Genomic DNA, 14,519 nt, shown 5'->3' with positions numbered 1-14,519 from the left:
AGCATTGACAAAATATACAAGCCGGTTTTCCATGCATACAACGAGGCGCCGCACTATTGCAGCGCACAAAATTACGCCGCGTTGTTTGCGGTGCGGGAGAGCTCCATGACGCCAACTCGTCGATCGCTGATCGCGGCCACGCTCGCGGCACCGGCCATCCTGCGGTTCGGCCTGAACAGCGCGCAGGCGGCAACGACGCTGAAGCTGTCCCACCAGTTCCCCGGCGGCACGATCGACGAGGGCGATTTCCGCGACCGCATGTGCCGGAAGTTCGCCAAGATGGTCGGCGAGCGCTCGAAGGGCGCCCTGGACGTCCAGGTCTACCCGGGCTCCTCGCTGATGAAGACGAACGCCCAGTTCGGCGCCATGCGCAAGGGCGCGCTCGACATGTCGCTCTACCCGAGCCCCTACGCGGGCGGCGAGATTCCAGAACTCAATATCGGCCTGATGCCCGCCCTCGTGACGTCCTACGCGCAGGCCGTGGCGTGGAAGGCGGCCCCGGTCGGCCGCAAGCTCACCGAGATCCTGGACGCGAAGGGCATCATCCTGGTCTCCTGGGTCTGGCAGGCCGGCGGCGTCGCGAGCCGGGAGCGCGCCCTCGTGGCGCCGGCCGACGCCAAGGGGATGAAGGTCCGCGGCGGCTCGCGCGAGATGGACATGATGATGAAGGAGGCCGGCGCGGCCACCCTCTCGATCCCGTCGAACGAGTCCTACGCGGCGATGCAGACCGGCGCCTGCGACGCGGTGATCACCTCCTCCACCAGCCTGATCTCCTTCCGCCTGGAGGAGCTGTCCAAGGCGCTGACCTCGGGGCGCGAGCGCTCCTACTGGTTCATGCTCGAGCCGATCATGATGTCCAAGATCGTGTTCACGGGCCTGCCGAAGGAGCAGCAGGACCTGATCATGGCGGTCGGCACGGAGCTCGAGGCCTTCGGCCAGGCCGGCGCGAAGGAGGACGACACCCGCGTCGAGGAGATCTTCGCGAAGGCCGGCGCCAAGGTCGTCCAGGTCGACGAGAAGTCCCTCGGCCAGTGGCGTGATCTCGCCCGCAGCACGGCCTGGAAGGATTACGCCGCCAAGAACGCGAACTGCGCGGAACTGCTGAAGCTTGCGGAGCAGGTCGCGTGAGCCACGGCTTCGATGCGGCCACCGCCGCCCCGGAGGCGCGCGGCGCCGAGGAGCCCCGCGTTCCGGGCCTCCTCGGCGCCTTCGACCGGGGCATGCGCCTCCTGAACTCGTTGATCCTGGCTATCGGCGGCCTCTGCCTCGTGGCCGCCTGCCTCGTCCTGACCCACAGCGTCGTCGTCCGCTACCTCCTGAAGGAGCCGACGGAGTGGCAGGACGAGATGGCGGTGTTCCTCATCATCGGGGCCACCTTCCTGTCGGCGGCCGGCGTGCAGGCCAAGCGCGGGCACGTCGCGATCGAGGCCCTGACCGGCCTCCTCCCGCCCGCCGCCAACCGAATCCGGCTCCTGCTGGCCGACGTCGTCAGCCTCGCCTTCTGCCTGTTCTTCGCCTGGAAGAGCTGGTCCCTCGATCACGAGGCGTGGGTCGACGGGCAGGTCTCGCAATCGACCTGGGGGCCGCCCCTCTGGATCCCCTACACGCTGATGTCGGTCGGCATGAGCCTGCTGTGCGTCCAGTTCGTCCTCCAGATCGCCGAGGCCCTCGCCTACGGGCCCCGGGCTGCAGGCTGGGCACAGCCCAAGATCGGGCTCGGGGCCGATGTGAATCGCGACATGCACGGGGCGGCCGAGGTCGCGCCCCGGGGACCGGACCCGATGGGTCAGACCGTTTCCGCGAAGGTTGAACGATGAGCACGGCCGCGATCGGTTTCCTGTACGCGGGCGCGACCCTAGGGGCGATGCTCTCGGGCATCCCCATCGCCTTCGCGCTGGGCTTCGTGGCGCTCGCCTTCATGGTGGCGTTCATGCCCGGCGCCTCCCTCGATACGGTGGCGCAGAACGTCTACGAGGAGATGGCCTCCATCACCCTGCTGTCGATCCCGCTCTTCATCCTGAAGGGCGCGGCCATCGGGCGGTCCAAGGCGGGCCAGGATCTCTACACGGCCATGCACGCCTGGATGCACCGCATCCCGGGCGGCCTGGGCATCGCCAACGTCTTCGCCTGCGCGCTGTTCGCCGCCATGGCGGGCTCCAGCCCGGCCACCTGCTCGGCGATCGGCTCGGCCGGCATCCCGGAGATGCGCAAGCGCGGCTACTCGCCGGGCTTCGCGGCCGGGATCATCGCGGCGGGTGGCACGCTCGGCATCCTGCTGCCGCCCTCGATCACCATGATCCTGTACGCGGTGGCGGCCGAGCAGTCGCTCGGGCGGCTGTTCCTCGCGGGCATCGGGCCGGGGCTCCTGCTCGTGGGCCTGTTCGCCGCGTGGTCGATGGTACGCTTCCGCTCGGAATACGCCGCCGCGAAGGTGGCCCTGGAGCGCGGCGGGCCGGCCTCGCCGATCCTGGCGGACGAGCAGTACAGCATGGCGCAGCGCTTCTCGACGCTGCCGCGGGTCCTGCCCTTCGTGGTCCTGCTCACCGGCGTGATGGTGGCGCTGTACGGCGGCTACGCCACACCGTCCGAGACCGCGGGCCTCGGCGGGCTGATGGCCCTGGCGCTGATCGCCGCGATCTACGGCGTCTGGCGCTTCCGCGACGTCACGCCGATCCTGACGGCGACGCTGCGGGAATCGACCATGCTGATGCTGATCATCGGCATGTCGCTGCTCTACGCCTACGTGATGAGCTACCTGCACATCTCGCAGTCGGCCGCCGCCGCGATCGTCGCGATGCAGCTCTCGCCGTGGGTGCTGCTGGTGACCATCCTGGCGCTGGTGATCGCGCTCGGCTTCTTCCTGCCGCCGGTCTCGATCATCCTGATGACGGCGCCGATCATCCTGCCGCCGCTCAAGGCCGCCGGGTTCGACCTCGTCTGGTTCGGCGTGGTGATGACCATCACCATGGAGATGGGCCTGATCCACCCGCCGGTGGGCCTCAACATCTTCGTCATCAAGAACATCGCCCCGGACATCCCGCTCTCGGACATCATCTGGGGCACCCTGCCCTTCGTGATCCTGATGGCGGTGGCGATCCTGATCCTGTGCCTCGTGCCGGGCATCGCGATGTGGCTGCCGGACCTGCTGCTCACGACGACGCGGTAGCTCGATCCACCCGGCCCGTGCGAGGCAGGCCCCTCTCCGCCCGGAGAGGGGCCTGTCGCGTGAGGGGAGGCGGTCGCGCGAGCGCCGCGTCCCGCGCAGCGGCGCCCCGCGCCGGCGCGCTGGCCGGCGCGGCCGGAGCCGCCTATGGCAGCGCGCGCGCCGCCCCGCCCTGATCCCGAGCTTCGGACCGAACCATGAGCCTCGCCTCCGTGCGCGCCTTCTTCGCCGAGAAGGCGCCCGACATCGCCGTCATCGTGCTGGAGACCAGCACCGCGACCGTCGCCGAGGCGGCGGAGGGCCACGGCGTCGTCCCGGCCCAGATCGCCAAGACGCTCTCGATCCGGGTCGGCGATCAGGTCGCCCTGGTGGTGACGCGCGGCGACGCGCGGCTCGACAACCGGAAGGCCAAGGCCGCCTTCGGCGGCAAGGTGCGGATGCTCGACCTCGGCGAGGTCGAGGCGCTCACCGGCCATCCGATGGGCGGCGTCTGCCCCTTCGGCCTGCTGGCGCCGCTGCCGGTCTACTGCGACGTCTCCCTGCGGGCGTTCGACGAGGTGGTGCCGGCCGCCGGCAGCACCCACAGCTCGGTGCGGATCGCGCCGGCGCGGATGGCCGCGCTCACCGGCGCCGCCTGGGTCGATGTCTGCGCGCTGCCGGGCTGAGCGGCGCGGTCAGCGCCGTTCCCGCTCCGCACGAGGCGCGCGCCGTCGACGCAGGATCGCGCGCTTGATCCTGAACGTTCTCGTCCCTCACCCCAACCCTCTCCCGCACGGGAGAGGAGGCATGGCGCCACTGTCTCGACACCGAAGACGCCTTCCCTCCGGACCGTCGCACCACGTGACAGGGTTCGGCCCTAGCGCCCGGTCCAGTTGGGCGGGCGCTTGCCGAGGAAGGCCTCCATGCCCTCGCGGAAATCCTGGCTCATGTAGCACATGAGGATCAGGTCATCGCCGGGATGCGGCGCGCCCTCGGCGCCGGCCTCCTCCTCGGCGAGCCGCCGCAGCCCCTCCTTGGTCGCCTGCATGGTCAGCGGCGCGTGGTTGGCCAAGAGCTGGGCCAGCGTATCGACCCGCTCCGTGAGCGCGATCCGATCGTCGACCACCTCGCCCACGAGGCCGATGGCGAGCGCCTCCTCGGCTCCGACGAGGCGGGCGGTGAAGATGATGTCCTTGACCCGCGCCGGGCCGATCAGGCCGGAGAGCCGCTTGAGGTTGCCCTGGCTCAGGCAATTGCCGAGGGTGCGGGCGATCGGGAAGCCGAAGCGGGCGTCGCGCGTGGCGATGCGCAGGTCGCAGGCCGCCGCGATGGCCGCGCCGCCGCCCGTGCAGGCGCCGGCGATCGCCGCGATGGTCGGCACCCGCAGCCGCTCCAGGGAGCCCAGCACCCTGTCCATGAAGCGCTCGTAGCCCAGCGCGTCCTCGGCGGTGCTGAAGTCGCGGAACTGGGCGATATCGGTCCCGGCCGCGAAGGCCTTGTCGCCCGCACCGGTGATGATCAGCGCCTTGACCGCGGGGTTCCCGGCGATCGCCTCGCAGCAGGTAATCAGGCCCTGGTACATCGCGAAGGTCAGCGCGTTGCGCGCCTGCGGACGGTTCAGGACGATGCGGGCGATGCCGGCCTCGTCGGTGGTGAACAGCAACTCGTCGGTCGCGGGCTTGGCGGTCATGCGCGGCGTCTCCGGGTGGCGGCGTCAGGCCGCGGTCTCGCGGACCACGCCCCGCGCGATCAGCGCGTCGATCTCGGCCGGCGCGTAGCCGGCCTCCGCCAGGATCGCCCGGGAATGCTCGCCGAGCAACGGGGCCGGCCCGTGCACGCGTCCCGGCGTCTCGGAGAACTTCACCGGCAGGCCGAGCGTCTTCATGCGGCCGACCCGCGGGTGATCGACCTCGACCACCATCTCGCGGGCGAGGGTCTGCGGGTCCCGGTGCATCGCGTTCACGTCGAGGACCGGGCCGGCCGGGACGCCGCCGGCTTCCAGCCGGGCGAGCCACTCGGCCGAGCCGTGGGCCCGGAAGATCGGCGCGAGGGTCGCGGCGAGCGCGTGCCGGTTGGCCATCCGGTCGCGGTTGAGCGCGAAGCGCGGGTCCTCGGCGAGGTCGTCGGCACCGATGGCCTTGAGCAGGCGCAGCCAGTTGGTCTGGTTGGCCGCGCCGATCGTGATCCAGCCGTCGGCGGTCTCGAAGGCCTCGTAGGGGGCGTTCAGCGGATGGGCCGAGCCCATCGGCCCGGGCGCGATCCCGGTCGCCATGGCGATGGCCGACTGCCAGTAGGTGTGGGTGATGCCGGCCTCGAACAGCGACGTGTCGACCGCCTGGCCCCGGCCCGTGCGGAGCCGGTTCGCGTAGGCGGCGAGGATGCCCATGGCGGCCAGGATGCCGGCGGTGATGTCGGTGACCGGCGGCCCGCACTTCATCGGCGGACGCCCGGGCCCCTCCCCGGTCACCGACATGAGGCCGCTCATCCCCTGCGCCACGAGGTCGAACCCGGCCCGGTCGGCGTAGGGACCGGTGCGGCCGAAGCCGGAGAGCGAGCAGTAGACCAGCTCCGGGAACTCGACCTTGAGGGTCTCGTACCCGATCCCGAGGCGCTCCATCGTGCCGCCGCGGTAGTTCTCGATCAGGGCGTCCGCGCCCTTGAGCAGGCGCCGCAGGACCGCGACGCCGTCCGGATCCTTCAGGTCGAGGCTGAGTCCGCGCTTGCCGCGGTTCATCATCATGTAGGCCGCGCTCTCGCCCTCGAGGGCGGGCGGGACGGTGCGACGGGTGTCGTCGCCCTCCCTCTTCTCGACCTTGATCACCTCCGCACCCATGTCGGCGAGCATCAGCCCGCAGACCGGCCCGGCCATGATGTGGGCGAGCTCGATCACCCGCATCCCGGCGAGGGGACCCGACCGCTTCATCGTCTCCGCCATCGCGCGCTACTCCCCGGCCGGGACGGTGGCCGCGGGGCCGACCGACGGCGTGACGGGATCCACGAATTCCCGCTCAGGGTGCATCGTGAAGGCCAGCGCGGCGCCGAGCAGGCACAGGCCGATCGAGCCGACGAAGGGCAGCGTCCAGCTCCCGGTCACGTCAACGATGACGCCGAAGACGATCGGCGAGACGATCGCCGCCACGGCGGAGCCGGTGTTCATCAGGCCGCTGGCGGTGCCGGCGTATTTCGGCGCGATGTCCATCGGCACCGACCAGATCGGTCCGATCACCAGTTCCGCGAAGAAGAAGCCGGAGGACAGCAGCAGCGCCACGAGGGTCAGGTCCCGGGTCATGAACACGCCCGCGAGGCTCGCGGCCGCCCCGAGGAAGCCGATCACGATCACCGACAGGCGCGCGAGCTTCACCTTGCCGGTGCGGTGCAGGATCGAGTCGCTGAGCATGCCGCCGACCGTGTCGCCGACGACGCCGGCGAAGAACACGCCCGAGGCGAACAGGGCCGAGTTCTTCAGGTCGAGGCTGTAGTTCTCCTTGAAGAAGCTCGGCAGCCAGCCGAGGAACAGCCACAGGGTCCAGCCGTAGCAGAAATACGTGACGGTGACCGGCAGCATCCGGCGCGTCAGGGCGCCCCACGGCACGCTCTGCTTCGCGCCGACCTGGCGGGGCGGCGGCAGCGTCGCGAGCTCGGCCTCGGTGATCGCCGGATGCTCGGACGGGTCGTCGCGGAAGTACAGCCACCAGATCGCGACCCAGACGAAGCTCACCGCGCCGAGGATGACGAAGCTCGTCCGCCAGCCGAAATGGTAGATCAGGAAGGCCACGATCGGCGGCGCCACCGCGTTCCCGAGCCGCGCGAAGGCGTGGGTGATGCCCTGCGCGAAGCCGCGCCGGCCGGGCGCCGTCCAGTTCTGCATGGCGCGGGTGGCGGTCGGGAAGGTCGCGCCCTCGCCGAAGCCGAGCAGGACGCGCGCCAGGAACAGGCTGACGAGGCCGCCGACCATGCCGGTCAGGATGGTCGCCGAGGCCCAGATCACCCCGCAGGCCAGCAGCGTGCGGCGGGCGCCGAACTTGTCGCCGACCGAGCCGCCGATCACCTGGAAGATCGCGTAGGGGTACGCGAAGGCCGACAGGATCAGACCGAAATCGGTCTTCGACATGCCGAAATCGCGCATGATCTCCGCACCGGCCGTGGCGATGTTCACCCGGTCCAGGTACGTGATGAAGTACATCAGACAGAGCAGGCCGAGCACGCCGTTCGTGGCGCTGAAGCGCTTCGACATCGACCGTTCCTCCCATGGGGGCGCCGCCTCGCGCGGTCGCCGGGCACCTCGGCTCTCGGGCCGGGCGCTCTTTCGTAATGCATTATTCAAACGCGTCGCGCGGCGGAAGGCAACCGCCGACGTGCATCTGGCACGTGAATTCATTCCACGGGGTGCAACTGAAAACGGGGGCCGCCCGGGCCCCCGTCTCGTGTCGGTCGTCGCCGGGAGGCCCCGCGGCGCCGGTCAGGCCGTCGCGGGCCGGAGCTGACCCTGCTCGGCCTCGGTCGGGGTGCCGATCTCCTTGCCGAGCGCCTTTCCGCGCGGTCCGACCCAGCTCCCGACCCACTTGCGCTGCCAGAGGGCGAGGCAACCGAGCACGACCGCGGTGAAGACGGCGTAGCCGACGAAGCCCAGCGAGAACGAGCCGGTATACTGCTTCGACAGGCCCATGACGTTCGGCAGGATCGCGCCGCCGAGCGCGCCGATCTCGCCGATCATCGAGCCGGCCACCGCCGTGTTGGTGGGCCAGCGCAGCGGGACGAGCTGGAACAGCGCGCCGTTGCCGGCGCCGAGCGCCGCGAAGCACAGCATGAACAGGAGCGTCGTGAGCGCCAGCGACGGGGTCGCGGTCAGCGAGAGCAGGGTCGCGATCGCCGCCAGCAGCACCACCGACAGCACCGCGATGCCGCCCATCCGGTCGGCGAAGTAGCCGCCGACGATCCGGATGCCGGAGCCCATGAAGGCCGCCAGCATCGTCAGCCGCCCGGCCTCGACCTTCGTCACCGCGAACTGCTCGTAGAAGAAGGTCGGCAGGAAGTTCGACAGGCCGATGAAGCCGCCGAAGGTGATGACGTAGATCAGCGAGAACGCCCAGCCATCCTTCGTGAACAGGCAGGAGACGTGCTCCTTGAAGGACTGGTGCTCGCAATCCGGCGGCTCCTTGGCGAGCACGATCATGACCGCCAGCGGCAGCAGCATGACGAGGCCCGCGAAGGCGTAGGTGGTCTGCCAGCCGTAGGCCTGGGCCAGCGGCGGGGCGAACAGCACGGCCAGCACGGTGCCGGAATTGCCGGCGCCCGCGATGCCCATCGCCAGCCCCTTGTGTTCCGGCGGGAACCAGCCGGAGCCGAGGGAGAGCGCGACGCCGAAGGACGCGCCGGCGATGCCGAGCAGCACGCCCATGGCGAGCACGTCGTTGTAGGAGGAGACGAAGAGATAGCCGTAGGCCATCGCCAGCATGATCACGACCATCTCGGTGATCGCGGCGTTCTTGCGGCCGATATACTGGGCCAGGACGCCGAGCGGGAAGCGCATCAGCGCACCGGCGAGGATCGGTAGCGAGATCATGAAGCCGGTCTGGGCCGGCGTCAGCTTGTAGGTCTCGGTGATGAACGGGCCCATGGCGCCGTTCAGGACCCAGATGGCGAAGCAGAAATCGAAGTAGAGGAATGCCGCGAACAGCGTCGGGGGGTGACCCGACTTCATCACCGTTTTGAAGCTGGCCATAGCTGGTGCTCGTCGTAAGTGGGCGAACCGCCGTGCGGTCGCTCATGCCGGGGATCCGGACTCACACCGTCCGCTGTTTGGAGCGTCGTTGCTCCGCCGCCGCAGCAGGCGCGGCTGACTGGGCAATGCAGCAAGCGTGCCATCCCGGACGGAGGCCCGCCGACCGGATCGCTCGGCCGTCGCGGCGCCGCGGCCGAACCGCAATCCGCCAAGTCGCTGGCGCCGAGTCGCTGCCGCTCGGCGAGGCAGACGTGCCGAGTAAACGGGCGCTCGCCCGGCGCCCTCACGGATCGGTGAGCGGCGCGGCCGAAATCGTTGCTGCACGAGGGCAACACACGCGGCGAGAAACGATCCGGAAGACCCTGTAAGTTGCCCTTGATGACCGTCAGCAACTTGGCGGTAAAGCGCGACCTTTGCTAAGCCCCGGGATGAGCTGTGCCGCGACTTCGTGCCGGCCCGCTCGCCTGCGCGTCGCGGCAAGCCCCGGCGGCGCCTCCCGAGGAATTCGAACCATGTCCGCCCCGATCCGTCGCCTTCTCCTGGCCGGCTTCACGGTCCTCGCCCTCGCCTCCGCCGCACACGCCCAGGGCCGCGGCCCCGTGGGCGATGCCGGGATCGACGGGTTCGGCGACGACAATCAGCTCTACCAGGATCAGAACGGCGCTCTCTACGTGCGTCGCGGCGGCCGCTACCTGCCCTATACCGGCCGCACCGACTTCGTGCGCCCGGCACCCCCGCCGCCCGCCGCGCAGGCCCCGGTCGCGCCGCCGCCGGCCGCCAACCTGGAGACGGACCCGACGGTCCCGGCACGCCCGGGCAGCGCGCCTGCGGCCGAGGGGCTCTCGCCGCTGGAGGCCGCCAAGGCCAAGGCCGTGCTCCGCGCGCCTGACAACGAGCCGATCGACTACGCCAAGATCTACGGCCCGATCACGGACGACGTGTTCCCGGTCCAGGCATTCAATTACAAGAAGATGAACCCCGCCTTCCTCCGTCAGGAGATCGCCTATCACGGTCCCTACGAGCCGGGGACGATCATCGTCGACCCGCGGGCCCACCAGCTCACCCTGGTCGAGGCCAACGGCCGGGCCCGCCGCTACGGCGTCGGCGTCGGCAAGCAGGGCTTCTCGTGGTCGGGCACCGCGACGGTGAATTCCAAGCAGGCGTGGCCGGACTGGTATCCGCCGAAGGAGATGATCGCCCGCAGCCCGAAGCTCGCCAGCGAGGTCGACAAGCTGCAGAGCGGCCTCGGCGTCGCCGGCGGTCTGCGCAATCCGCTCGGCGCCCGCGCCATGTACCTCTGGCAGGGCAACAAGGACACGCTGTTCCGCATCCACGGAACCCTCGAGCCCTTCTCCATCGGCAAGAGCGTGTCGTCGGGCTGCATCCGGATGATCAATCAGGACGCGATCGACCTGTTCAGCCGGGTCGGCGTCGGCAGCAAGGTGGTGGTGCTGAACTGAGGCCGGGTCTACCGCCCGAGCGCCGCCGGTCCGGGACCGGCGGTCCGCCGGGTCAGGTCAGCCCGCGCCGGTGCTCGCCGAGGATCCGGCGGACCGTCCCGGCCTCGGACCGGTACACCAGGGTCTCGGTCTGGATCTTGTCCGGCCGGAAGCGCACGCCGCGCAGGAGAGCCCCGTCCGTGATGCCCGTGGCGGCCACGATGACGTCGCCGCTCGCGAGATCGGTCAGGTCGTATTTCCGGTCCAGATTCTCGATGCCCATCTCGGCGGCCCGGCGTCGCCGGTCCGGGGTGTCGAGGATCAGGCGTCCCTGCATCTGGCCGCCGATGCAGCGCATCGCGGCGGCCGCCAGCACGCCCTCGGGCGCCGCGCCGGTCCCGAGATAGAGGTCGATGCCCGTCTCCTCGGGGCTCGCCGTGAAGATGATGCCGGCGATGTCGCCGTCCGAGATCAGGCGGACCGCCGCGCCGGCCGCCCGGACCTCGGCCACGAGCGCCGCGTGGCGGGGACGGTCGAGAATCAGCGCGGTGATCTGCTTCGGGTCGACGCCCTTGGCCCGAGCCAGCGCCGCGATGTTGTCGGTCGGGCTGGCGTCGAGATCGACGAGGCCGGGCGGGTAGCCGGGCCCGATGGCGATCTTCTGCATGTAGACGTCCGGCGCGGCGAGGAGCGAGCCGCGCTCGGCCATGGCCATGACGGCGATGGCGCCGGGCATGTCCTTGGCGCAGAGGGTCGTGCCCTCAAGCGGATCGACCGCGATGTCGACCTCGGGCCCTTCCCCGAGACCGAGCTGCTCGCCGATGAACAGCATCGGCGCCTGATCGCGCTCCCCCTCCCCGATCACCACGGTGCCGCGGATCGGCAGGCCGTTGAGTTCGTCGCGCATCGCGTCGACCGCGGCCTGGTCGGCCGCCTTCTCGTCGCCCTGGCCGCGCAATCGGGCGGCGGCGATGGCGGCACGCTCCGTCACGCGGGCCAGTTCGAGGGCGAGCGTGCGCGGGACGCCGCGCGATGCCGGCTTGGGGGCCTCTTCCATGGTTTCCTGCCTCTGGCCGGGTCCGATCTTGGGGTCGGATCCCGGATGGATACCGTCGGATGACGGCCGCGCAGCGTATACGCCGGTTCGCTAATGCCCACTATCCTGCATCAAGCGGTGGGGGGTCACGCGACCGTATGCACTGTTATTCACGCTCGATCCGGATCAGCTGCGGCGGCTCCGCCAGCAGCCCGTCGGCGCCGATGGCGTCGAGGGCGTCGCGGATGTTGCCCTCGGTCGCCGCGTAGGTGATCAGCACCAGCGGCACCGGCCGGCCGGAGCGGCCGCGCGGATCGGCCTCCGGCCCCTCGACGCGGCGCTGCAGGATGCTCTCCAGGGAGATGGATCGCTCGGCCATCCGCTGCGCGACGCCGGCCGCGACGCCCGGCCGGTCATGGACGGTGAGCCGGATGTAGTAGCCGCCCTCGTGACGCTGCATCTCCACGCGCTCGCTGGCGCGCATCGCCGCGGCCGGAACGCCGAAGGTCGGGCGGATCAGGCCGCGCGCCACGTCGGCGATGTCGGCCACCACCGCGGAGGCCGTGGCCTCGCCGCCGGCGCCGGGACCGATGAGCGTGAGCTCGCCCACCGCGTCCGCGTCGATCGTCACGGCGTTCGTCACGCCCATGACCTGCGCGATCGCCGAGGATTTCGGCACCATGGTCGGGTGGACCCGCTGCTCGATGCCGGCCTCGGTCGCCTGCGCGACGCCGAGCAGCTTGATCCGGTATCCGAGCTCGTCCGCCATGCGCAGATCGAGGGGCTGCACCCGGGAGATGCCCTCGACCGACACGCCGTCGGCGTCGACAACGGTCCCGAAGGCGAGGCTCGTCAGGATCGCGAGCTTGTGCGCGGTGTCGAACCCCTCGACGTCGAAGGTCGGGTCCGCCTCGGCGTAGCCCAGGGCCTGCGCGTCCTTCAGGCAGGCCTCGAAGGTCAGCCCCTCGCGCTCCATGCGGCTGAGGATGTAGTTGCAGGTGCCGTTGAGGATCCCGTAGACGCGGGAGACCGCGTTGCCCGGCAGGCCCTCGCGCAAAGTCTTGATCACCGGGATGCCGCCGGCCACCGCCGCCTCGAAGGCGAGGGCCACGCCCTTCGCCTCGGCCTGCGCGGCCAGGGCGGCGCCGTGGCGCGCCAGCAGCGCCTTGTTGGCGGTCACCACCGGCTTGCCGGCCGCGAGCGCCGCCTCGACCACGGCCTTGGCCGGTCCCTCGGCGCCGCCGATCAGCTCGACCACGCAGTCCACGGATTCCGACCGGGCGAGCGCCATCGGATCGTCGAACCACGCGATGCCGGACAGGTCGAGGCCGCGGTCCCGGCCGCGGTCGCGCGAGGAGACCGCGGTGACGCGGATGTCGAGGCCCGCCGCAGCGAAGGCGGCGCGGCGGCGCTCGACCATCCGGACAACGGACGCACCGACGGTCCCGAGTCCGGCGATCCCGAGGCGAAAGCTCACTGTCATGACCCCTTCCGTGCCCGGGCGACCGCGATGGGCCGGGCGCCCGATGCGGCGCACTTCTGCAAGAATTCCGCCCCGCCCGCAAGGAATTGGCCCGGGACCGCGGGGCGTGTCACCCGGCGGTCTTCCGGTGGCGGATCGCCGTCGCCACGAGGGCGTACAGGACGACGGCGTTCAGCACGTGCCAGAGCGGGTGCGTGCCGGTCGGCAGCAGCGCGCAGGCCGCCCGGTCGCCGGTTCGCGCCGCGAGCGAGATCAGGAAGAGCAGGCCGATGCCGGCGAGCCGCCGCCCGGTCCCGACGAAGCGCTCCTCCGGCCGCCGCGCGGCGGCCCAGGCGACGCCGAACAGCGCCAGCAGGGCGGGCAGGTAGTCGACCGAGCCGTTGGTGAGCCGCGCGACGTCGAGGCCGGTCAGCCCGTCGAGCAGGGGCGTGAGCGCGAATCCGAGGAGCGCGAAGCCGCCCGTCGCCGCCGCGACCCGGACCGGCGCCAAGCGCAGGAAGCGCGAGAGGGCCAGCGCCAGATAGGCGTAGATGAACAGCGCGATCGGGACGACGTCCGCGAGCATCGCCCAGTAGACCGCCAGGGTGTGGAACAGGAACGAGCCGACGCCCACCACGGCGATCAGGGCCGCCAGCCCGAGGCAGGTCCGGTCCGGCGGATCGGTGACGGCGGCGCGCCGCGCCGCGGCGGCGGCCAGCAGAAAGGCCGCGTTCGACAGCGCGTTCGCGGGCTCGGCCCAAAAGTCCGGCCCGCCCCGCTCGCAGTAAGCCGACACCGGCTCGAACCAGTTCATCCGTCGACCCTACTTCCCCGTCCTTGCGCCGGGATGGCCTTGTCAGCGCGACGCGAAGCGCGGATGACGGCCGGGCGGCGACCGGAAGCGAGGCGATGCGGATCACCACCTGGAACGTCAACTCGATCAAGCAGCGGCTCCCGCACCTCCTCGGCTTCCTGGAGGAGGCGCGGCCCGACGTGGTCTGCCTGCAGGAGCTGAAATGCCAGGACGAGGCCTTCCCGCGCGCCGACATCGAGGCGGCGGGCTACGCGGTCGAGACGCTGGGCCAGAAGGCCTATAACGGCGTGGCGCTGCTGGTCCGGGCGCCGCTGGCCATGTCGGAGATTCGGCGCGGGCTGCCGGGCGACGCCGCCGACGAGCAGGCCCGCTACATCGAGGCGCTGATCTCGGGCGCGGACACCCGCCCGGTGCGCGTGGCGTCGATCTACCTGCCGAACGGCAACCCGGTGGACAGCCCGAAATACCCGTACAAGCTCGCCTTCATGGAGCGGCTGCGGCTCCACGCCCGGGCGCTGCTGGACGATGAGATCGCGGTGGTGCTGGCGGGCGACTACAACGTCATCCCGGAGGCGGCCGACGCGGCCGATCCGGAGGCGTGGCGCTCCGACGCCCTGTTCCTGGGGACGACCCGGGCGGCGTTCCGGGCGATCCTCGCCGAGGGCTACACCGACGCCCTGCGCGCCTGCGACCCGCGCGACGGGCTCTACACCTTCTGGGACTATCAGGCCGGGTGCTGGCAGCGGAATGCCGGCATCCGCATCGACCATCTGCTGCTCTCGCCGCAAGCCGGCGACCGCCTGGTCTCGGCCTCGGTCCAGAAGCACATGCGCGGGCTCGACAAGCCGTCGGACCACGTGCCGGTGACGGCGGAGCTGGCGGCCGGTTAGAGCCGCGATCGGGG

At 70.9% G+C, this 14,519-nt stretch carries 13 protein-coding genes; 6 read left to right on the top strand and 7 right to left on the bottom strand.

Annotated elements, in window-relative coordinates; all coding sequences use genetic code 11:
- The first annotated feature begins 105 nt into the window (after positions 1–105).
- The 4 genes from dctP to ACLBX8_RS06310 all read left to right on the top strand — a co-directional run bounded on the left by dctP (position 106) and on the right by ACLBX8_RS06310 (position 3,828).
- Complete coding sequence (dctP, locus tag ACLBX8_RS06325) at positions 106–1,128, top strand: TRAP transporter substrate-binding protein DctP (protein WP_447714767.1); 1,023 nt, start codon at positions 106–108, stop codon at positions 1,126–1,128.
- Positions 1,125–1,817 carry a TRAP transporter small permease gene (locus ACLBX8_RS06320; protein WP_447698754.1) on the top strand — a complete coding sequence of 231 codons (693 nt, stop codon included), beginning with the start codon at positions 1,125–1,127 and terminating at the stop codon, positions 1,815–1,817. The genes dctP and ACLBX8_RS06320 overlap by 4 nt, the downstream gene beginning before the upstream one ends.
- Complete coding sequence (locus ACLBX8_RS06315; RefSeq protein WP_020091896.1) at positions 1,814–3,166, top strand: TRAP transporter large permease; 1,353 nt, start codon at positions 1,814–1,816, stop codon at positions 3,164–3,166. Before ACLBX8_RS06320 ends, ACLBX8_RS06315 begins: the two co-directional genes overlap by 4 nt.
- 194 nt (positions 3,167–3,360) lie before the next feature.
- Positions 3,361–3,828 (top strand): YbaK/EbsC family protein, encoded by a 468-nt coding sequence (locus ACLBX8_RS06310; RefSeq protein WP_447714766.1) that lies wholly within the window; start codon positions 3,361–3,363, stop codon positions 3,826–3,828.
- Positions 3,829–4,019: 191 nt separating this feature from the next.
- On the opposite strand, the gene ACLBX8_RS06305 is transcribed toward ACLBX8_RS06310, so the two are convergent.
- From ACLBX8_RS06305 to ACLBX8_RS06290, 4 genes are all read right to left on the bottom strand, one after another.
- Entirely contained in the window at positions 4,020–4,832 is an 813-nt protein-coding gene (locus tag ACLBX8_RS06305; protein WP_091677110.1) for an enoyl-CoA hydratase/isomerase family protein, read from the bottom strand.
- 24 nt (positions 4,833–4,856) lie between these two features.
- Complete coding sequence (locus tag ACLBX8_RS06300; RefSeq protein ID WP_181049145.1) at positions 4,857–6,077, bottom strand: CaiB/BaiF CoA transferase family protein; 1,221 nt, start codon at positions 6,075–6,077, stop codon at positions 4,857–4,859.
- 6 nt (positions 6,078–6,083) lie between these two features.
- The gene (locus ACLBX8_RS06295) at positions 6,084–7,376 is read right to left on the bottom strand and encodes an MFS transporter (protein ID WP_447681285.1); all 1,293 of its coding nucleotides are present in this window, start codon (positions 7,374–7,376) and stop codon (positions 6,084–6,086) included.
- A gap of 225 nt (positions 7,377–7,601) precedes the next feature.
- Positions 7,602–8,864, bottom strand: a complete 1,263-nt coding sequence (locus tag ACLBX8_RS06290) for an MFS transporter (RefSeq protein WP_447714765.1) — start codon at positions 8,862–8,864, stop codon at positions 7,602–7,604.
- Between the two features lie 512 nt (positions 8,865–9,376).
- Between ACLBX8_RS06290 and ACLBX8_RS06285 the strand changes: the two genes are divergently transcribed.
- The gene (locus ACLBX8_RS06285) at positions 9,377–10,324 is read left to right on the top strand and encodes a L,D-transpeptidase (protein ID WP_447714764.1); all 948 of its coding nucleotides are present in this window, start codon (positions 9,377–9,379) and stop codon (positions 10,322–10,324) included.
- A gap of 52 nt (positions 10,325–10,376) precedes the next feature.
- Here ACLBX8_RS06285 and glpX read toward each other — a convergent pair whose 3' ends face one another.
- The 3 genes from glpX to ACLBX8_RS06270 all read right to left on the bottom strand — a co-directional run bounded on the left by glpX (position 10,377) and on the right by ACLBX8_RS06270 (position 13,615).
- On the bottom strand, positions 10,377–11,360 hold the full coding sequence (gene glpX / locus ACLBX8_RS06280) for a class II fructose-bisphosphatase (protein ID WP_020091889.1): 984 nt from the start codon (positions 11,358–11,360) through the stop codon (positions 10,377–10,379).
- Between the two features lie 145 nt (positions 11,361–11,505).
- Positions 11,506–12,822: a homoserine dehydrogenase gene (locus ACLBX8_RS06275; protein ID WP_447714763.1), complete on the bottom strand. Its 1,317-nt coding sequence runs from the start codon at positions 12,820–12,822 to the stop codon at positions 11,506–11,508.
- Positions 12,823–12,931: 109 nt separating this feature from the next.
- Positions 12,932–13,615 (bottom strand): ceramidase domain-containing protein, encoded by a 684-nt coding sequence (locus tag ACLBX8_RS06270; RefSeq protein ID WP_447714762.1) that lies wholly within the window; start codon positions 13,613–13,615, stop codon positions 12,932–12,934.
- 95 nt (positions 13,616–13,710) lie between these two features.
- Here ACLBX8_RS06270 and xth point away from each other — a divergent pair, with 95 nt between their 5' ends.
- Positions 13,711–14,505, top strand: coding sequence for an exodeoxyribonuclease III (gene xth, locus ACLBX8_RS06265; RefSeq protein ID WP_020091886.1), 795 nt, complete (start codon positions 13,711–13,713; stop codon positions 14,503–14,505).
- The last annotated feature ends 14 nt before the right edge of the window (positions 14,506–14,519 follow it).

This window comes from Methylobacterium sp. D48H (assembly GCF_053345715.1).
The sequence above is the reverse complement of the archived record's forward strand: the minus strand, read 5'-3'. Positions and strand labels throughout refer to the sequence as shown.